This is a genomic window from Lentzea sp. NBC_00516 (assembly GCF_036346835.1).
Taxonomy (GTDB): Bacteria; Actinomycetota; Actinomycetes; order Mycobacteriales; family Pseudonocardiaceae; genus Lentzea; species Lentzea sokolovensis.
In genome coordinates this window covers 403,824-422,910 of record NZ_CP107840.1, presented here as the reverse complement: position 1 = coordinate 422,910, position 19,087 = coordinate 403,824, and the positions used below count along the sequence as shown (strand labels likewise).

Annotated in this window: 19 protein-coding genes; 6 read left to right on the top strand and 13 right to left on the bottom strand. The window is 68.5% G+C overall.

Translation table 11 applies throughout. From position 1 onward, the window contains the following. Positions 1-12 precede the first annotated feature (12 nt). Both OG205_RS01990 and OG205_RS01985 read left to right on the top strand, forming a co-directional pair. Positions 13-1,101 carry an IS630 family transposase gene (locus OG205_RS01990; RefSeq protein WP_442916586.1) on the top strand — a complete coding sequence of 363 codons (1,089 nt, stop codon included), beginning with the start codon at positions 13-15 and terminating at the stop codon, positions 1,099-1,101. A 33-nt stretch (positions 1,102-1,134) separates the two neighbouring features. Next, complete coding sequence (locus tag OG205_RS01985; RefSeq protein ID WP_330274487.1) at positions 1,135-2,247, top strand: hypothetical protein; 1,113 nt, start codon at positions 1,135-1,137, stop codon at positions 2,245-2,247. Here the strand turns inward: OG205_RS01985 and OG205_RS01980 are convergent. From OG205_RS01980 to OG205_RS01955, 6 genes are all read right to left on the bottom strand, one after another. Continuing rightward, entirely contained in the window at positions 2,225-3,406 is a 1,182-nt protein-coding gene (locus OG205_RS01980; protein ID WP_330274486.1) for a sugar efflux transporter, read from the bottom strand. The genes OG205_RS01985 and OG205_RS01980 overlap by 23 nt on opposite strands. 64 nt (positions 3,407-3,470) lie before the next feature. Then, positions 3,471-4,823 (bottom strand): gamma-glutamyltransferase, encoded by a 1,353-nt coding sequence (locus tag OG205_RS01975; protein WP_330274485.1) that lies wholly within the window; start codon positions 4,821-4,823, stop codon positions 3,471-3,473. A 72-nt stretch (positions 4,824-4,895) separates the two neighbouring features. Beyond that, entirely contained in the window at positions 4,896-5,660 is a 765-nt protein-coding gene (locus OG205_RS01970) for a hypothetical protein (protein WP_330274484.1), read from the bottom strand. A gap of 92 nt (positions 5,661-5,752) precedes the next feature. Then, positions 5,753-6,376: a response regulator transcription factor gene (locus OG205_RS01965; protein WP_330274483.1), complete on the bottom strand. Its 624-nt coding sequence runs from the start codon at positions 6,374-6,376 to the stop codon at positions 5,753-5,755. Next, positions 6,373-7,425 carry a sensor histidine kinase gene (locus OG205_RS01960; RefSeq protein ID WP_330274482.1) on the bottom strand — a complete coding sequence of 351 codons (1,053 nt, stop codon included), beginning with the start codon at positions 7,423-7,425 and terminating at the stop codon, positions 6,373-6,375. The genes OG205_RS01965 and OG205_RS01960 overlap by 4 nt, the downstream gene beginning before the upstream one ends. Then, positions 7,422-7,967: a DUF1453 domain-containing protein gene (locus OG205_RS01955; protein ID WP_330274481.1), complete on the bottom strand. Its 546-nt coding sequence runs from the start codon at positions 7,965-7,967 to the stop codon at positions 7,422-7,424. The genes OG205_RS01960 and OG205_RS01955 overlap by 4 nt, the downstream gene beginning before the upstream one ends. A 117-nt stretch (positions 7,968-8,084) precedes the next feature. On the opposite strand from OG205_RS01955, the gene OG205_RS01950 reads away from it, so the two are divergent. Continuing rightward, positions 8,085-8,678 (top strand): DedA family protein, encoded by a 594-nt coding sequence (locus OG205_RS01950; protein ID WP_330274480.1) that lies wholly within the window; start codon positions 8,085-8,087, stop codon positions 8,676-8,678. Here the strand turns inward: OG205_RS01950 and OG205_RS01945 are convergent. From OG205_RS01945 to OG205_RS01935, 3 genes are all read right to left on the bottom strand, one after another. Further along, on the bottom strand, positions 8,585-9,811 hold the full coding sequence (locus OG205_RS01945; protein WP_330274479.1) for an MFS transporter: 1,227 nt from the start codon (positions 9,809-9,811) through the stop codon (positions 8,585-8,587). The two genes, OG205_RS01950 and OG205_RS01945, sit on opposite strands and share 94 nt — an antisense overlap. Positions 9,812-9,840: 29 nt before the next feature. Further along, entirely contained in the window at positions 9,841-11,052 is a 1,212-nt protein-coding gene (locus tag OG205_RS01940) for an MFS transporter (RefSeq protein ID WP_330274478.1), read from the bottom strand. A gap of 156 nt (positions 11,053-11,208) precedes the next feature. Continuing rightward, complete coding sequence (locus OG205_RS01935; protein WP_330274477.1) at positions 11,209-11,943, bottom strand: carbonic anhydrase family protein; 735 nt, start codon at positions 11,941-11,943, stop codon at positions 11,209-11,211. A 326-nt stretch (positions 11,944-12,269) separates the two neighbouring features. Between OG205_RS01935 and OG205_RS01930 the strand changes: the two genes are divergently transcribed. After that, complete coding sequence (locus OG205_RS01930) at positions 12,270-12,620, top strand: MmcQ/YjbR family DNA-binding protein (RefSeq protein WP_330274476.1); 351 nt, start codon at positions 12,270-12,272, stop codon at positions 12,618-12,620. On the opposite strand, the gene OG205_RS01925 is transcribed toward OG205_RS01930, so the two are convergent. Then, positions 12,617-13,765: a hypothetical protein gene (locus OG205_RS01925; protein ID WP_330274475.1), complete on the bottom strand. Its 1,149-nt coding sequence runs from the start codon at positions 13,763-13,765 to the stop codon at positions 12,617-12,619. The genes OG205_RS01930 and OG205_RS01925 overlap by 4 nt on opposite strands. A gap of 10 nt (positions 13,766-13,775) precedes the next feature. After that, the gene (locus OG205_RS01920) at positions 13,776-14,645 is read right to left on the bottom strand and encodes an MBL fold metallo-hydrolase (RefSeq protein ID WP_330274474.1); all 870 of its coding nucleotides are present in this window, start codon (positions 14,643-14,645) and stop codon (positions 13,776-13,778) included. A gap of 82 nt (positions 14,646-14,727) precedes the next feature. On the opposite strand from OG205_RS01920, the gene OG205_RS01915 reads away from it, so the two are divergent. After that, positions 14,728-15,552 carry a LysR family transcriptional regulator gene (locus tag OG205_RS01915; RefSeq protein ID WP_330274473.1) on the top strand — a complete coding sequence of 275 codons (825 nt, stop codon included), beginning with the start codon at positions 14,728-14,730 and terminating at the stop codon, positions 15,550-15,552. Here the strand turns inward: OG205_RS01915 and OG205_RS01910 are convergent. Continuing rightward, on the bottom strand, positions 15,537-17,234 hold the full coding sequence (locus OG205_RS01910) for a hypothetical protein (RefSeq protein WP_330274472.1): 1,698 nt from the start codon (positions 17,232-17,234) through the stop codon (positions 15,537-15,539). The two genes, OG205_RS01915 and OG205_RS01910, sit on opposite strands and share 16 nt — an antisense overlap. Positions 17,235-17,304: 70 nt before the next feature. Next, a complete protein-coding gene (locus OG205_RS01905) occupies positions 17,305-17,835 on the bottom strand; it encodes a class I SAM-dependent methyltransferase (RefSeq protein WP_330274471.1) in 531 nt (176 codons plus the stop codon). 67 nt (positions 17,836-17,902) lie between these two features. Between OG205_RS01905 and OG205_RS01900 the strand changes: the two genes are divergently transcribed. After that, positions 17,903-19,078, top strand: coding sequence for an SGNH/GDSL hydrolase family protein (locus tag OG205_RS01900; protein ID WP_330274470.1), 1,176 nt, complete (start codon positions 17,903-17,905; stop codon positions 19,076-19,078). The last annotated feature ends 9 nt before the right edge of the window (positions 19,079-19,087 follow it).

The window sequence follows — 19,087 nt, the reverse complement described above, 5'->3', positions numbered from 1 at the left end:
TAGATTGTGTCGGTGCCGAACCCGAAACTGGTGCCGCTGACCCTGTCCGATGACGAACGCCGAGTCCTGGAGAGCTGGACGCGTCGGCGGACAACTGCGCAGGCGTTGGCGTTGCGAGCCCGGATCGTGCTGGCATGTGCTGAGACTGGTGAGTCGAACACCGTTGTGGCGCAACAGTTGAGCCTGGGCCGTCAGACGGTGGCGACCTGGCGGGCACGGTTCCTGCGCGACCGGCTGGACGGGTTGTCGGACGAGCCTCGCCCAGGCCGGCCGCGCACGATCACCGACGATCAGGTCGAGCAGATCGTGGTCACGACACTGGAGACCAAGCCGGTCGGCGCGACGCACTGGTCGACCCGGTCACTGGCCACGCAGGTCGGGATGTCGCAGTCGGCGGTCTCGCGGATCTGGCGGGCGTTCGGCCTCAAGCCGCACAAGGTCGACACCTTCAAGATCAGCAAGGATCCGTTGTTCGTGGACAAGGTCCGCGATGTCGTCGGCCTCTATCTCGACCCGCCCGCGAAAGCCGTGGTGTTGTGCGTGGACGAGAAGACCGGAATTCAGGCACTGGACCGCTCGGCGCCGGTGTTGCCGATGCTGCCCGGCGTGCCCGAGCGACAGAGTTTCGACTACATCCGGCACGGCACCACGAGCCTGTTCGCAGCGCTGGAGATCGCCACCGGACAGGTGATCAGCGCGGTGAAACGCCGTCACCGGCACCAGGAGTTCCTGGCGTTTCTGCGCACTATCGACAAGAACGTGCCCACCGGCCTGGATGTCCACGTCATCCTCGACAACCTCAGTACCCACAAGACACCCGCGGTGAAGACGTGGCTGCTCAAGCACCCACGCTTCCACTTGCACTTCACCCCGACCAGCTCAAGCTGGCTCAACCTGGTCGAACGCTTCTTCGCCGAGATCACCGTCAAGCTTCTTCGCCGGGGCGTCCACCGCTCGGTCACCGCACTGGAGAAAGACATCCGCGGCTGGATCGAGCAGTGGAACACCAACCCCAAGCCCTACGTCTGGACCCGCACAGCAGACCAGATCCTCGAGTCCCTAGCCGCCTACTGTCAGAGAATTAACGACTCAGGACACTAGCGCCGTGGCGCTAGCCCGTTTAGGGTGCCCGCCATGCCCTCAGGTAGACAGGCCGTCGTGCTGCTTGCCGCCCTCGTGGCGGGTTGCGGCACGGCGATCCCCGGTTCCCCCGTCGCGGGACCCCAGTTACCTCTGACATCGACGTCCCAGACCGTCACCGTCGTGACGACGGCGCCACCTTCGAGCAGCAGCAGTGCCGTTCCCCCGCCTGCTCCTCCGCCACCGCCTCCTCCTGTCGCGAAGTTCGGCAACCCGGCCGGCACCGCCGCCGTGCCGGCCGAAGCCGCCGCCGAGGACACCTCCAAGCCCACCCGCGTGATCGGCACCGGCACGCCCGCGTCCTGCACGTCGCAGGCCGTGGTCGACGCGGTCGCCGCCGGCGGGGTCGTCACGTTCGACTGCGGTGCCCAGCCGCACGTCATCCCGATGGCCGCGACCGCGAAGGTCCGGACGAGGACCGTGCTCGACGGCGGTGGCCGGATCACGTTGAGCGGCCAGGGACAGCGCCGGGTGCTCGACCAGAACGGGCCGAGGCTGGTGGTCCAGAACATCACCCTCGCCGACGGCAACTCGACCGGTGACAAGACCGAGGGCGGTGGCGGCGGCGCGATCATGGTGCTCGGCGGTCAGCTCAAGGTCGTGAACTCCCGCTTCGCGAACAACAGGTGCGACGCCAACGGTCCCGATCTCGGCGGCGCCGCGATCCGCGTGACCGACTGGGCCCAGAAGGCGCCGATCTACGTCGTGAACAGCACCTTCGAGGGCGGGGTGTGCTCCAACGGCGGAGCGCTGAGCAGCATCGGCGCGTCGTTCGTGGTGCTCAACAGCCTCATGAAGAACAACAAGGCCATCGGCCGCGGCGCCAACCCCGCGCGCGGTGGCACGCCGGGTGGCGGCAGCGGTGGCGCGATCTACAACGACGGCAACACGTTCACGCTGCGTCTCGCCGGCACGCTGATCGAGGACAACCAGGCCAACGAGGGTGGCGGGGCGGTGTTCTTCGTCAGCAACGACAAGTCGGGCTCGATGTCGGTCGAGGGCTCCACGTTGCGCCGCAACCCGAGCCTCGGTTTCGAGACCATCAAGGGGATCTTCTACCTCGGCGTCGGGGAGAAGCCGAAGGTCACCGCCTCGACGGTGCAGTGAGCCTGCCCGCGACCACAAGCAGCGCGAGGCCGAACACGGACATCGCGAGGCTGAAGCCGTAGACCCAGCGGAACCCCAGCTGCTGGGACACGCCGAGCAACGCGCCCGCGACCATGCCGCCGACGATCTGGGTGTTGCTGAACATCGTCGTGGCGTGGCCGGGACGGCCGGGGTCGAGGCTCTGGAAGTACGTGATGCCCACGCCCATGATCAACGAGATGACGGTGGCGTGCAGCAGCTGCGCGGCCATCACCTGCCAGATCGAGTCGGTGAACACCATCAGGCCGTGATAGCTCAACGCGATCACCGCGCCGATGAGCACGAGTTTGTGCTGCGACATCCGGTTCGCGAGCGACCCGAACCACAGCATCATCGGGATCTCCAGCGCCGCGCACAGCCCCATCGCGAGTCCGGCGTCACCGGCCGTTCCCCCGAGCTCGGTCGTGACGAACAACGGCAGGCCGCTCACCGCGAGCGCCACGGCCCCCTGCAGGAACAGGAAAGCGGCGGACACGACCATCATGTTGCCGCGCGCCGGTCCTGCCGCTTCTTCTTCCTCGGCCTGCTCCTCGGTCTGAGCGGGCGGCACCGGAAGCGTGAGCGCGAGCACCGCGACACCGAGTTGCAGCACGGCGGTGGAGGCGAAGAGCCCGATCCACCCGGTCTTCGCGACGAGCAGCGCGGCCACCGGCGGTCCGGCGACCCACGCGACCGAGAGCAACGTGCGCAGCACGCTGACGACCATCGACGGTCCTCGGGAGACCTGACGGCCGTACGCGAAGAGCTGCGGCAGCAACGACGACGTGATCGCGATGAACACCACGGACGTGCCGAGCAGGAACCAGTAGTCGCGCGACACGGCGAACAGCCCGTAGCCGATCGCGCCGGCGATACCGCCCACGGCGAGCAAGTACCGGCGTTGCACGCGACCGTCGGACAGCCTGCCCATGATCGTGCTGGCGACCACCGACGCGAGCGGGCTCACGATCAGGAAGAAGCCGAGCTGGAACGGCGAGACCTTGATCTCGCTCGTGAGGAACAGCGAGCCGAACGGCAGCGCGAACGCCATCGACACGCCCGACACGACGCTGATGACGGAGAGTTGGAGGAAAGTACGGGACAGGAGCGGCGAGGATGTTCTCTCGCGTAGTGCCGTCACCCCGTAATCGTGCTCTTTGACCGGTCAATCAGGAAACTTGATATCCCATGATGCGGTCAATCTCTCACACGACGACGATCGCACCGTCGCGACGGTGATCTGCACCACCCCTGAGCAGGCCTGATCCGGTCATTTCGACCACCTGGCAGCCACCGAAGAACATGTTCGGAGCGCGGAATCGAGTGACCGGGAGTTCACTTTCCGGTCGAATTCCCGGTTCGACGTGGAGGTGGTCTCCGCTCAGGTGCATACGGGGCGCGTCGACGGCGTCCTGGGCGGGCATGCCGCGGTCCAGGACGTTCACGAGCACCTGCAGGATCGCGCCGCAGATCCGGCTCGACCCGGCGCTGCCGAGCACGAGTTCGGCCTGACCGTGCCTGGTGACCACGGTCGGCGCCATCATCGACGGCAACCGGTCGCCGGGCGCGTGGCTGAAGAACCCGTCCGGCGACAGGTCCTCCTCCCCCATCATGTTGTTCAGGTGCACGCCGGCGATCGAGATCCCGGAGCCCGCGCCGTTCGTCGTCGTGACCGAGCAGGCCGTGCCGTCCGCGTCGAGCACGGAGATGTGCGTGGTGGAGCCCAGGCGGTTCAGGTGCGTCTTCGGGGTGGCGAGCGCGCGGATGAGGTCCTGCTGCGACGGGTTGTCCGGCAACGCTTCCAGCATCTGCGTGAGCAACGCACCGCCCGCCGCGGGTGGCGGGTTCGTGTGGATGTCACGGCCGCGATGCCTCACGTGCAACGGCTCGCGTTGCACGGCTTCGTACGCGTTGAGGTCCGCCTTGCCGAGGTCACCGCCGTGGGAGGTGATCCAGTCGGCGACCGCGCCCGCGATGTCGCCGGTGTAGAACGGCGCCGCGCCGTCGCTGCCCAGCCGGTCCAGCGCCTCGGCGAGTTCGGGCTGGACGAGCAGTTCGCCTTCCTCGAAGGCGTTGAGGCCCGCGCTGTGGGCGAGCGGCAGCAGCAACGACGTCACGTAGGCCTGGTACCGGTTGACGCGATGACCTTCACGGGCGTGCATCGCCGCCGTGGCCACGAGTTCGTGCAACGGCGCGCGACCGTAGGTGGCGGCTTTCGCGGCACCGGCGGGCATCCCGTACGCGGCCACCGAGGACGGTCCCACGTGGAATTCCTGCTGCGCGTCGCCGAAGTGGACGGTGATGGGGGTGAGCGGCGCGCGTTCGCCGGTCTGCCCGCGTCCCGGCGCCACGGCCGAGAAGTCCAGCAGCACAGGGGTTTCCCCTGCCGGCGCGATCATCATGTACCCCGCGGAACCGAGCCCGGTCAGCAACGGCTCGGTGACGCACGACGTCAGCATCGCCGCGACGGCCGCGTCCACGGCGTTCCCACCGGCGCGCAGCAGCGCCGCGCCCGCCTGTGCGGTGAGCGGGTGGCCCGCCGCGATCGCGCCTCGCACCGTCTGACCTCCAGAAGTGAAGGCAGTCAACGGTAGACCTGGTCGCGTTCAGCGGGCCACCGGGACTACGTCCTACTTCTTGGTAGCCGAAAATTTCCGGAAGTTGATGTAGGTGTCGAGGATGTCCGACGACGCGCTCTCGACCGAGCGGTAGATGCCCCACTTGGGCCGCACGTAGTCGCCCTCGTCCGGGATCTTCACGCCGGAACGCTTGCCCTGCACCGCGATCGGCGCGTTCGCCCCCGTGCCGCCCCGCAGCACGAAACCGACCGTGCCGTTGGAACCGGGCGTGATCGTCCACTCGACGGTGACCCACTTGTCGCGCAGCGGGGCCAGGTTCGTGGCGGCGATGTCCGGGGCGCCGGACGTGCTGAACGCGCGCGCTCGGATCGTCTCGGTGCTACCGCTGCGACTCAGGGACAGCGTCGTCCACGGGCCGCCGTTGGTGCTGGGCGTCTTGGTTTGGAAGATGTGCGTGAACTTGCTCGTGCCGTGCAGCGATGACGGCATGTACATCTCGTACGAGATGACCCACGTCTCGCCGTTCTTCATCTTGAGCGCGTTGCCGCCCGACACCATGCCCTTGGACTCGGTGCGCTGACGGTCGCCGCCGCCGGTGGTGTCGCGGTCGTTCTTCCAGATGTTGAACCGGTAGGCGTCGCCCTGGACGACGATGTACTTGCCCTTGCGGTCGGGGAACTTGTTGCCCCGGTCGACCTCGATGCCCTCGAACGCCTTGAGGCCGTCGGTCGCGGGGTTCGGGCTCCACGCGGGTGCCGCGTGGGCGGGAGAGACGGTGACCAGCATCAGCGCGGCGGCCGTCAGTGCGATTTTCATCGAGCTTCCTTCCTGGCGGCAGCACCGAAGGTAGGAGGTCTCGACCTGCGTTGTCAACAAAAGTGACTAGAATTGCCTACGATTGACAAGATTCATCGGAGCTTGAGGGCCAGCCGGACCGCGTCGGCGCGCGAGTGCAGGCCGGCTTTGGCGAACAGGTTGTTGATGTGCGTCTTCACGGTGGCCTCGCTGATGAACAGCCGCCGGGCGATCTCGCCGTTGCGCAGGCCTTCGCCGATCAGGTCGAGCACCTCGCGCTCGCGCACCGTGAGGTCGATGCCGGGCTGTTCGACGGGCCTGCGGCTCGCGAGGTCGAGCAGCCGCATCTGCACCGAGGGGTCGAGGATCGCGTTGCCGGCGTGAGCACCGCGCACGGCCTGGATGATCGTGGCCCGGTCGGCGTCCTTGGTCAGGTAGCCACGAGCACCCGCGCGCAACGCCTCCAGGATCGACTCGTCGTCGTCGAACGTCGTCAGCACGACGACCGGCAGCTCGGGATGCGACTGCCGCAGCACGCGGGTGGCCTCGGCGCCGCCCACAACCGGCATGTTCAGGTCCATCAGCACCACCTCGGGAGCCAGTTCTCCCACGGCCGCAACGGCTTCCTGGCCGTTGGACGCGGTGCCGACGACCGTGATGTCCGGGTCGAGGTCGAGCATGACCGCGAGCCCGTCGCGCAAGGCGGCCTGGTCGTCCACGATCAACAGCCTGATCATCGGGGCAGCTCCATCCTGACCGTCCATCCCGGACCGTCCGGCCCGGCGAACAGCGTCCCGCCCAGCAAAGCAGCCCGCTCCCGCATGCCGTTCAGCCCCATCCCGCTCCCCTGCCGGCGTTCCGTGCCGTCGTCGGTCACGGTCAGCCTGATCGCCGAGGATTCGTACTCCAGCAGCAGTGTCACGTCGGCCCCTGGCGCGTGCTTGTGGGCGTTGGTCAGTGCTTCCTGAGCGGCACGGATGACGGCCTGCGCGATCTCCACGCTCACCGAGCCCTCGCCGGAGACGTGGAACACCGCGCCGTGCGACTCCGCAAGCCGTGCGATGGACTCGGACAGCGGCAAAGTGCTCTCCCGCAACGCGTGCACCGCGCGACGAGTCTCCTTCAGCCCGGACACGGCCAACGCCCGTGCGCGCAGCACGGCCTCGTTCGCCTCGGTGGTCTTACCGGCGCCGTGCAGGGCGTCGGCCATGTCCAGTTGCACGGCGATGCCGGACAACGAATGTCCGACGACGTCGTGGATCTCGCGGGCGATGCGGCCGCGTTCCTCCAGCACCGCCGTGTACTCGGCGGCCGCGGCCACCGCGAGGCGTTCCCGACGTATCAAGCCGAAGAACACCGGCAGCCCCGCGGTGAGACACAGCCACCACGGCGGGACGTCAGCTACACCCAACGCCTCCGCCACCCAGGTCGACACCATCGCCAGTACGGACCCGGATACTGCGAGGGCGACAGCGACCTGACGGGACTCGAGCCCACGCCCTGCGGTGCCGGTCGCGAGGAAGACGAACGCCACGCCCGCAGTGGCCGGCGCCAACGCGAACAACGGGGCGCTCACCAGCACGAACACCGCTGCCAACGCGACCGGCACGCGCTGCGACACCTGGTCCGGCACGAACACGGACGCGATAGCCGCGATGATCGCGACGACGGTCAGCGCCCAGGTCAGCTCTGGCAGTTGTGGTGGGCGCACGATCAGCTGGACCACCGTGATCACGGCGATCACCAGCGTGACCAACGGCCGGAACAGCTCTTCGGCGAACCTCATCGGGATGAATCATGCCGGGTTCCGTGGACCTTCTCCTGCCAGGAGTCGAGGAACGCCGAAGTGCGGTGTGGAGCACCGTTGCGACCCTTCGACCACACGACCTGCCCGCGCACCCTCAAAGCCTTGTTCATGACGACCAGCCCCTCGGCCAGCAGGCCGGCACCGACCACGAGCATCAGGCCGTTGCCCGCCTGCGCCCCGCCGGGCGCCATTAAGAACCCGACAGCGATCCTCGCGGCGATGCTCACCACCCAGAGCGCGATCGTCATGGCCGTGTAGCGCAGCATCACGATGCCGTTCCGCTCGTACGTGCGGATGGTCAGTCCACGCAGCAGCCCGAACACGACACTGAGCGCGGCGCTGACGAGCAGGAACGCCAGCGCGCTGACCGAGCCCACCGACGTCTGCGTCAGTCCGATCACGCCCAGGATCGCCGGGAGCAGCAACAGGCGTTTGCCGACGGCGGGTTCTCCCAGCAGCCTGCGGGCCATCACGAAGATGATCGCGGCGGCGATGAGGACGATCTCCACGGTTGTGTTCATGCCGTCAACGCTAGGAATTCGCGCAGGTCAGCGCGTGGACCCAGCGCTGTAGCCAGGGTGGAGATCCGTCTCCACCCGAGGGTTGAGGGCCGGGGCAAAACGGGTAATTCGACAACCATGGAGTGGATCACCCGGTTGATGGAGGCGCTGGGCTCGCCCGGAGCGGGTCTCGCGGTCGCGCTGGAGAACGTCTTCCCGCCCGTGCCGAGCGAGGTGATCCTGCCGCTGGCCGGGTTCACCGCCGGTCAGGGCAGGATCTCGCTGGTCGCCGCGATCCTGTGGACGACGGCGGGATCGGTCGTCGGCGCTCTCGTGCTGTACGGCCTGGGCGCGTGGCTCGGGCTGGAACGGCTGCGCAAGGTCGCGGACAAGATCCCGTTCGTCACCTCGTCCGATGTGGACAAGGCCGACGCGTGGTTCGACAAGCACGGCAACAAGGCCGTGTTCATCGGGCGGATGGTGCCGGTCGTGCGGAGCCTGGTCTCCATCCCCGCCGGGGTGTCCGGGATGCCGATCGTGAAGTTCACGCTCTACACCGCGGCGGGCAGCCTCGTGTGGAACACCGCGCTGATCCTCGCCGGGTACGCGCTGGGCGACAACTACGAGCTCGTCGACCGCTACCTGGGCTGGGTCTCGACGGTGGTGCTGGCCGCGCTGGCCATCGCCATCGTCTGGTTCGTGGTCTCGCGCCGGAAGGCGCGCCGTTCGTAGAGCACCGACGCCACCGCGATCGCCAGACCGGCCACCGACAGCGCCACGCCGACCCACGCCGTCGAGGTGTAGCCCCAGCCCGCCGCGATGGCCAGGCCACCGAGCCACGCGCCCGCGCCGTTCGCGACGTTGAGCGAGGAGTGGTTGGACGAGGCCGCGAGCGACGGCGCGTCCGGGGAGGTGTCCATCAACCGGACCTGCAGGGCCGCCGCGAGGATCTGGATGGTGAAACCCAGCAGGAACAGCAAGACGAACAGGAACACCGGGATGCTCGCGGTGAGCCCGAACAGCACCAGGATCACGGTGACCGTGATCAGGCCGCCGAACACCGAGCGCGTCACGGACCTGTCCACGAACCGGCCGCCGAACGTCGCGCCGAGGGTCATGCCGAGCCCGAACACCGCGAGGATCCACGGCACCGCGCTCGAGGACAGCCCGGCGACCTCGGTGGTCAGTGGGGCGACGTAGGAGTAGACGGCGAACATGCCGCCGAAGCCGATCATGCCGGTGAAGATCGCGAACCACACCGTCGGGCGGCCGAACGCGCGGACCTCGCCCTTCATCGACGCGCCCTCGACCTTGGGCACCAGCGGCACCCACGCCGCGATCGCCGCCGCCGTGATGAGCGCGATGACCGCCACCGCCAGGTACGCCGTGCGCCAGCCGATCTGCTGGCCCGCGGCCGTTGCGAGCGGCACGCCGACGAGGTTCGCCACGGTCAGTCCGACCATCACGCGTGCGACGGCCGTGCCGCGCCGTTCGGGAGCAACGAGCGTGGCGGCGACAACGGCCGCGATGCCGAAGAACGCGCCGTGCGGCAGTCCGGCGACGAACCGCGCGAGGAGCAGCAGCGTCTCGTTCTGCGCGGCGGCCGACAGCCCGTTGCCCAGGGCGACCGCGAGCATCAGGCTGATCAGCATGCCCTTGCGCGGGAGCTTGGCGCCGAGCACCGCGATCAGCGGCGCGCCGACGACGACACCGGCGGCGTACAGGCTGATCGCGTGGCCGGCCTGGTAGTCGGGGATGCCGAACGTCTCCGCGATCTGCGGCAGCAGTCCCATGGTCGCAAACTCGGTCGTACCGATGCCGAACCCGCCGAGCGCGAGAGCGGTCATGGCGCGGGTGGTGTTCAAGGCTTCCCCATGGCTCGTGAGCAGCGGACTTAGTTAGCTACCGCATCGATTTTACGGGTCTTCTGAAGCGCTTCAAAAGACTCAGAGCCGGTGCCACTCCTCACACGCCGATCGAGGAATACCGACACGATCGCGACCGCGAGACCGCCGACCGCGAGCAGCGCCCCGATCCAGTTCGGCGCGGTGTAGCCGAGGCCACGCTCGATGGCGAGACCCCCGAGCCACGCACCACCTGCGTTGCCGAGGTTGAACGCCGCGATGTTCGCCGCGCTGGCGAGGGCCGGCGCACCTTCCGCGGTCTGCATGACGCGCATCTGCAACGGCGGCACCGTGGCGAACCCGGCAGCGCCGAACAGCACGATGGTGATCGCGGCCAGCACGGGCGAGTGCGCGGTGAACACGAACGCGGTGAGGATCGCGGCCAGCGCGATCAGGATGAAGATGGTGCTCTTCATGACCGAACGGTCCGCCGCCTTGCCGCCCAGCAGGTTGCCCGCGAACAGGCCGACCCCGAACAGCACCAGCAGCCACGTCACGGCGCCCGACGAGAAGCCCGCGACCTCGGTCATCATCGGCGCGATGTAGGTGAACGACGCGAAGACACCCGCGAAACCGAACGTGGTCATCAGCAGTGCGAGCCACACCTGCGGGTTGCGGAACACGGCGAGTTCGCTGCGGAGGTTGCCGCCCTGGGCCTGTTGCCGCGGCACGAGGAACACGATGCCGAGCAGCCCGATCACGCCGAGCACCGTCACGGCCCAGAACGTCGAACGCCAGCCCAGCGCCTGACCGAGCGCCGTGCCCATCGGCACGCCCAGAACGTTCGCCACGGTCAGACCGGTGAACATCAACGCGATGGCGCTCGCCCTGCGCTGCGGCGCCACGAGGTCAGCGGCGACGACCGAGCCGACGCCGAAGAACGCGCCGTGCGCCAGCGCCGCAATCACGCGCCCGCTCATCAGCACGCCGTAGGTGTCGGCCATCGCTGAGACCAGGTTGCCCGCGATGAACAGCACCATCAGGCCGAGCAGCATCTTCTTGCGCGGCAGGCGTCCGCCGAGAACGGTCAGCAACGGCGCGCCGATCACGACACCGAGCGCGTAACCGGAGATCAGCAGCCCCGCGCCCGGAATGGAAACGCCGAGGTCAGTGGCCACCTCCGGCAGCAGTCCCATGATCACGAACTCGGTCGTGCCGATGGCGAAGGCGCTGATCGCGAGGGCGAGCAGAGCGACAGGCATGTCACACAGTCCTTGAAGTCGTAGGTTGTCCGCGCGAGCAATAGTTGCATACGCGGGCAATTGCAGGCGACTTCTGTATCGGTGAAGCTCGTCACGCGCCCCGGACGCGCCGAAGGCCGGCCCCACCAGGGACCGGCCTTCAGGTTCAGAACCGACTCAGATGCGCGGGACGTCCACGATCGTCCGGCCGTTGAGCGGCTGCGTCGCACGGGCGTTGCCCGCGGTGAACAGGCCCTTGAAGCGCGCGATGGTCGCGGCCGACACGTGCTGCTCGCCGGTCAGGTACCACTCGACGCCCTCGGTGAACGGCGCCGTGGTGAGCGAACCGGTGTAGTGCAGCGTGTGGTGACCCGAGGGCAGCAACCGGTTGAGGTCGATGGGCGCGATGTCGACCGGCGCACCGCACTCGGGCGAGAGCCTGGCCAGCACGTCGTCCACGACGGAGTGCGAGCCGACGACCAGCGGCACGCCGACCACCAGCAGCTTGCCCTCGGCGCTGCGGTGCACGAGGTGCATCTCGAGCGGGGTGTTGCGGCCGCCGAACTGGTGCTCGGACGGCGTGTGGAAGTGGAACTGCACCAGGTCGTATCTGGTGCCGGCGACGGTGACGTGGCCCGCCCCTGGCTCGACCTCCGCCTCCTCCGTCTCCTCGTGGTCGCGGGTCGTGCACCCGGCGGGGTTGGCCGCGTCCTTCTGGATGTACTTCAGCTCCAGCGCGGAGTGCCCGTAGGACACGTCGAGCTTGGGCGCGTGCGGGTCGAACCGGATCGCGTGGGGCGTGACGTTCACCGGGCTCTGCTTCGGTGTCGCCGACTCGGCCGCGCCACTCGCGAAGAAGGTCGCGGTGAGCACGAGCGGAAGAAGAGCCGGAAGGGACCGCTTGATGTTCATGACGCCACTTTTCACCCGATCGGGTGAAATGGGGAAGTGGAGTGTGTTCGCGCTCTCATCGGCCGGAAATGTTCCCGTCACCACAATCAGGGCGGCACTGAAGTGCTTCAGCTTCCGGAAGTGCGTCAATGCAGGTCAAAGCGCCTGCAAGTCCATTGCAACAAGGGCTTTCGAGGGAGTTTTGTTGTGCTTGCAAATTCGAATTGAGACGGCCGCAAGAATTGAAGAACGAGGTCGTTCTTGATCACTATTGTCCGATTGGCGGCGGTTTGCCGAATTTGCCTGAAGTGACTCCATTCACCGAGCGTGTCCGGCAGAATGGACCGATGGTCACCGTCGCCGACATTCGCGCCGTGGCACTGACGCTGCCGCGCACCACCGAACACCTCATCCGCGACCGCGTGAAGTTCCGCGTGGGCCAGATCGTCTACGCCGCCCTCTCCCGCGACGAGACGGTGCTGGGCTTCGGCTACCCGCGCGAGGAACGGGAGGCGCTCGTCGCGAGCGACCCCGTGAAGTTCGCGTTCCCGAGCGAGTCCGACATGCGCTTCCAGTGGGCGCACGCCTCGATGGCCGAGCTGGACGTCGAGGAGATGACGGAGCTCGTCATCGGCGCTTGGACGATGTGCGTGCCGAAGAAGGTCATCCGCGCGCGCCTCGGCGAGGACTTCATTTAGTCAACACTGAAGCTATCGAGCACACCATCGTTGATGGAGACGAACGTGCCGTCGCGGTGCGCGATGGGCCGGAACCCTTGCACCAGGCCGATTCGCGCGCCGCGTTCGGAGTCCCAGACCTCCAGCCCTTCCGCGCCAACGACGTACAGCAGTCCTTTGTGGCCCCACATCAGGCCGGCGGGTCCAGCGAACGCACCGACGCGCCGTCCGGCCGGCATTGCGTAGAGGCCGACGCCGTCGATCATCAACTCGTCGTCCTCGCCGAGCCGCTGGACGGCCACGACGTCGTCCGACACCCAGGCGACCGGCTGATCCCAGGCGTACCAGCGCTGGGCCAGCTGCACACCGCCGTCTCGCAGTCCCGCCTCCAGGTCCACGACGTGCGGCAGACCGGCAGGACCCCACACCCAGCGATCGTTGAGCACCCACCGGCCGCCGGGACTCGGGGTGAGGCGTCCGTGGAAGAACGGCCCCTCCGACTCCCGGTCCGTCAGCAGCTCACCGGACGGCAGTGCGAAGACGTCGAGCCGGTTCCACTTCGTCGCCGCGACCACCCTGTCTCCCGGCAGGAACGCGATCGGATACGGCGTCCACTCGACGTGATAAGCACCGCGGTCCACCTCCAGCACCACGGCCTTGGTGCTCAGGTCGAGGACGATGGCCTGAGACCCGTAGTCCACGCCCACGGCGGCATAGCGGCCGTCAGCCGACGTGTGCAGTGCGAGCAGAGGCTTCTTGCCGTGGGCGACCGGCAACACCACCTCGCACGTGAACCCGGCCTGATCCACCAATCCCGACTCGGTCAGTGCGAGCCAGCCGCGTGGCAGTGGCGCCAGGCAGCGACCATTGAGCGGCTGCACGTCCCAGGACTCCGAGCGCACGGTGCCCGCCACGAAGCGGTCCTCCAGCCGGATCTCGGGAGTTCCCTTCCAGCCGAGGCTGTCACCCCAGTCCTCCGCTCGCTCCGCACACCCCTCGCAGACGGTCAGCAGCGGCTTCTCGACGCACTCCGCGCACACCACGTCGTACCGCACACCGGAACCCGTGAGCACGCGGTAGAAGTCCGGAGACTCCTCCACGAGCATGTGTTCGCAGACGCGTGATGGACCGGTGACGGCCGCGTGACCGCACTCGAGCAGCTCCACAAGATCGAGACTACTCAGCGCAGAGGCAGCCCACCCCGGGTTCGATCCATTCCTGCCCGGCCCAGTCCGGGTGCCGTTCGATCAGCACCGCCCGCACCTCGGCCACGATGTCGTCGAGTGCCATCGCGGAGTCGCGGCGCCGCCACGTCTCGTCCCGCAACTCCCCCAAGTAGTCCCGGACTCCTTGCAGCACCTGGATGTCACCGACCGATCCGTGTCCTGGCACGACGACCCGCGGCTCACCGGCGATCAGCCCGTCCATCACGTCGATCCACGCGAGGCCGGAGACGTCGGTGTCGTGCGGCGGGAACCACGGGAAGATCGCGAACTGCCCGGTCTCGGCCAGGTCGCCGGTGAAGAGCACGCCCGCGTCCGGCACCTCGATCACCTGGTCCCCCAGCGTGTGGCCGCGTCCGGTCGGCCTGAGCAGCACCGTCCGGCCGCCGAGGTCGAGCGCTCGGGTGCCGTCGAACACCTCGTCCGGCACCGGCACCTCGACGCCGGCCAGCCGTTCGGCGATCGTCCCGCCGAACCCGCGGAACTGCTCCAGGTATCCGGATCCCTTGCGCCGCAGGTCATCCGCCTGTGCCCGGTTCACCAGGTAGGAGCTTTCGAACACGGACGCGCCGAACGCGTGCTCGGGGTGGAAGTGGGTCGTCGTCAGGTGGATCCGCCGTCCGTTCGCGATCTTGTCCGCGAACGTGAGCACCTCGGTGGCGTTGACGAGGCCGAGGCCGGTGTCCACGACGAGGATCGCCTCGGTGCCGCCGATGATCCCGATGTTGGGCACCAGGCTGACGTGCTCGTTGGGGATCACCAGCACGTCGGCGGCCACCTCGACGGCACCGGAGACGTGGACGGCGGGGTCAGGAAGGTTCATGCCCCCACTCCACCCGCGGAGTGGGGCGCGCGTCCAAGACCGTCTGCGCACACCCGATACCGCGCGAGTATCGTGCCTGATCATGGAGCTGCGGACCCTGCGGTACTTCGTCGCGGTCGCCGAGGAGTTGCACTTCGGCCGCGCCGCGCAGCGACTCCACCTGAGCCAGCCGCCGCTGAGCCGGGCGATCAAGCACCTGGAGCACGACCTCGGCGTCACCCTGCTGGACCGCTCCCCCGCCGGCGTCACGCTGACCGACGCGGGCCACGTCCTGCTGGCCGAGGCGAAGATCCTGCTCGACCACGCCGGCCGCATCCGCGCCAAGCTCGCGCGGACCACCATCACCGTCGGCATGATGGGCGACCACGGCGCCGCCAGGCTCGCCGAGGCGTTCCGGCGCAAGCACCCGCACGTCGAGATCCGCGTCCGCGAGACGGACCTGACCGACCCGACCTGCGGCCTGCGCACCGGCCAGGTCGACGTCGCACTGACGCGCGGCCCGTTCGACGAGAGCGGCCTGAAAACACTTGTCCTGCGTGAGGATCCGGTCGGCGCGGTGCTGCGTGCCGATGATCCGCTCGCCGCTCGCGACCGGATCACCACCGCGGATCTGGCCGAGCGCGACTGGTTCCAGTTCCCGGACGGCACCGACGAGATCTGGCGGAACTACTGGAACGGCGGCGAACCGCGCAGCGGCCCGACGGTCCGCGCCGTCCAGGAGTGCGTGCAATCCGTGCTGTGGAACGGTTCCGTGGGGCTGGCGCCGCTCGGTCACGACCTGGGCGAGCTGGTCGTGGTGCCGTTGACCGACATGCCGCCCAGTCCCGTCGTGATCGCGTGGATCAAGGACGATCCGCTCACCCTCGACTTCGTCGAGGCGGCATCTCAGGCCTACCCCCGGCTGTAGCCCCACTTCGTGCGCGTCGCCGCGTCCTCGATGCCGGTGAAGCCCTCGTTCGGCACGAACACGTCCTCGCCGAAGTCGATGTCCGTGTCGTCGGCGTTGCCACCGACGGCGTCGGCGCCGACGGCGAACATCGCCTTCGGGTTGCCGCCCTGGTCCATGAGGGTGTCGTGCTCGTTGAACTGGTGCTGGTGCCACGAACCGGAGAGGTGTCCCAGCTCGTGCGCCGCAATGTTGCCCAGCGCGCGGCCGACGAACAGGACCTTGTCGCTCTGCGGCGTGATGTAGGTGTTGAGCGAGACTGGCGGGCCCGCGGGAGCGCTCAGCAGGTCGAGCTGGACCATCGCGGTCTCCTCGTGCCCGAAGTTGCCGGGGTCGATGGACTGCGCGATCGCCACCGTCTCCACCCCGGACTCCGCGATCGTGCCGCCGATGACGAGCCTGCTGACGTTCTTCCGGCCCCACGGGTCGGCGTGGTCGCGGCTGTTGAGCAGCTTCACGCCGAAGTTGCCGTGCAGCGCCAGGTTCTCGCGGATCGTGTCGACCGCGACGGTCACGACGCGCTTCTCGTCGGCCGCGGTCAGGCCCCAGTTCGCGAGGAACTTCGACAACGGCGACAGCTGCTTCTCCCCCGGCGGGCCCCACACCGTCGTGTCGACGAGAGCGCCGTCGAAGTCCACGAACACGGTCTGCGGTCCGGCTTTCTCGCTGCCGGGCCGGAACGCCTGGACCGTCAGCTGGTAGCGGCCGGTGCCGTCCTCGACGCCGACGTGGTAACGGCCGTCGCGCGGTGCCAGGAAGTCGGCGACCGCGTTTCCGCCGCCGGGCAACGGGTTCTCCTTCGGGTAGACGCCGGAGAAGTCCTGCCGGGAGCCCATCACCTCGCGGCCCCTGCTGTCGTGCACGGCGACCTTGCGCGCGGCACCCGCGACGGACGCGCCGATCACGTCGCCCGCTTTCAGGTCGACGGCGAAGAAGTCCTCGTCCCCCTTGCCTTCGCCCGCCGCGATCGTCAGTTCGTAGGCGCCGGAGGTGTTCAGGCCGCCGGTGACGCGGACGAAGAAGTCCACGCCCGCGGCCAGCTCGACCTCCAGGCGGGCATCGGTGCTGACGCCGACCGTGTCGTTGGCCGCGATCTCCTTGCCCGCCGCGTCGAACACCGTCAGCACCGTGTCGAGGTCGCTGCCCTCGGTGCGGGTGTCGAAGGTCGTGTGACCGTTGCCGCGCAACCGGTAGAAGTCCTGGTCCGCACCGGTGATCTTGCCGGTCGTCCTGATCGCGCGGTGGGTCGTACCGACGCCCGAGTCGCTCGCGGTCTGCGCGCTGTCGTTGGGTTCGGCGAACTCGGCGACGACCGGCATGGTCGGGTCCGCGGCCAGCGAGCCCGTGAACAGCGCGGCGCGGTGCCGGCGGAAGTCCGTGGACTCGGCGGTCCACGGACTGTCGTTGCGTCCCCGTGCCGATGCCGGCTCACGTTCGGCGTAGGTGTAGCCCGGCGCAGCAGCCGTGAGGACCCGTGCCCTGGTCTTCGCCTCACGGGCCTTGGCCGCCTTGGCCAGGTCGACCGCGCCCGGATCCGCCAGGAAGGCCAGCAACGGGTCGGGCTGCACCACCGCCGGCGCCGCCACAGCGGTCTGCCCGCTCAGCACCAGCGCGGTGACGGCGATCGCTCCCAGTAAACGCATGCATCCCCCTGGTAGTAGATCAACCAGACCTACACCGTGAGGCGGACGCAAGAGAAGAGTTCTGGCCCAATCAAGACATGTGCACCGATACCGCGTAGTCGCCGCCGCGGAACTCCTCCCGGTCCCAGGTGGCGAACCGCTCGGCCAGCGTCAGTCCGGCCTGGGCGCAGTGCTCGTCGTACTGCTCGACCGTGTACCCGCGGTTCAGGCTGAACCCGGCGACCAGGAACCGGCCGACGTGCCGCGCCACCCCCGCGACGAGCGCGTCCTGGGTGCCAGGCGCGGTGAACAGCGGCACGTTGCCCGCCATGACGACCACGTCGAACGTGCGCCCGAGGTCGAGTTCGGCCAGGTCGGACCGCACCCACGTGATGTCCGGCGCCAGTTCGCGCGCGTGGGCCAGCATCGACTCGTCGACGTCCGCCCCGACCACCTCGATGCCGTGCCGGGCGAGCTCGATCGCGACCCGTCCCGTGCCACATCCGGCGTCCAGCACGGCGGTCGGTCCGAACGCGCGCACGAAAGTTGCCTCGCCGTGCACGTCCATCCCCGCCTCGGCCAGTGCGTCGAATCTCTGCTGGTACTCCGCCCCGTTCCACACGAGACGCAGCCTAGACCCGCAGATCGGCGGATACCGTCTTGGTGAGAGCGCTGCCAAGGTCGAGGACATGACGCGCTTTCTGCTGGCAGTGGCGTTGCTCGTGGCCGTGGCCTCTCCCGCACAGGCCGCACCGCTCAGATGGGTCGGCACGTGGGCGACCGCGCCGTCCTCCGCGGTCCCCGGCACCGAGAACGGCTATCCGAACTTCTCGTTGCGCAACATCGTGCACGTCAGCGCCGGAGGCAAGGAGATCCGCGTGCGGCTCTCCAACGCCTACGGCCGCACCCCGGCCGTCTTCGGGCAGGTCACGGTCGCCCGCGCGGCCGGTCCGGACACGCCGCTGGCGTTGGCCGGAACCATGCGCACGCTGACGTTCGGTGGCTCCCAGTCGATCACGGCCCCGCCCGGCGCCGACGTGATCAGCGACGGCGTGGCGCTCAACGTCCCCGCCGACTCGGACCTGCTGGTGAGCGTCTACACGCCCGAGCCCGGCGGCCCGGTCACGCACCACCAGCTCACGATGCAGAACTCGTACTTCACCCGCGACGGCAACCACACGGCCGACGAGTCCGCCGCCGCCTACCGCGAACGCACCACGAACTGGCACTACGTCTCCGGCGTCGACGTGCGGACCTCCACGTTGCAGGGCAGCGTCGTGGCACTCGGCGACTCGATCACCGACGGCGCGAACTCGACCTGGGGCGCGAACCTGCGCTGGCCGGACCAGCTCGCCGACCGCGTGAACACCCGCCTGGGCGTGCTGAACGCGGGCATCAGCGGCAACCGCCTCCTGCTCGACGGCGGTTCGGCCGGCCCCAACGCCCTGGCCAGGCTGAACCGCGACGTGCTCACCCAGTCCGGCGTCCGCTCGGTGATCGTGTTCGAGGGCATCAACGACATCCAGCAAACCCCGCACGAGACCGACCCCGCCAAGATCATCGCCGCGCTGAAGCAGATCGCACAGCGTTCGCACGACCGCGGCTTGCGGGTGATCGGCGCGACGATCACGCCGTTCAAGGGCTGGAACAGCTACACCGAGGAACTGGAACAGGTCCGGCAGAGCGTGAACTCGTTCATCCGCACCAGTTCCGACTTCGACGCGGTCGTGGACTTCGACAAGGTGATCCGTGACCCTGCCGACCCGCAGCGGATCAAGCCGGAGTACGACCAGGGCGACCACCTGCACCCCGGTGACAAGGGGTTCGAGGCGATGGCGAAGGCGGTGAAGATCGCCACACTCTGACGCGGTCTC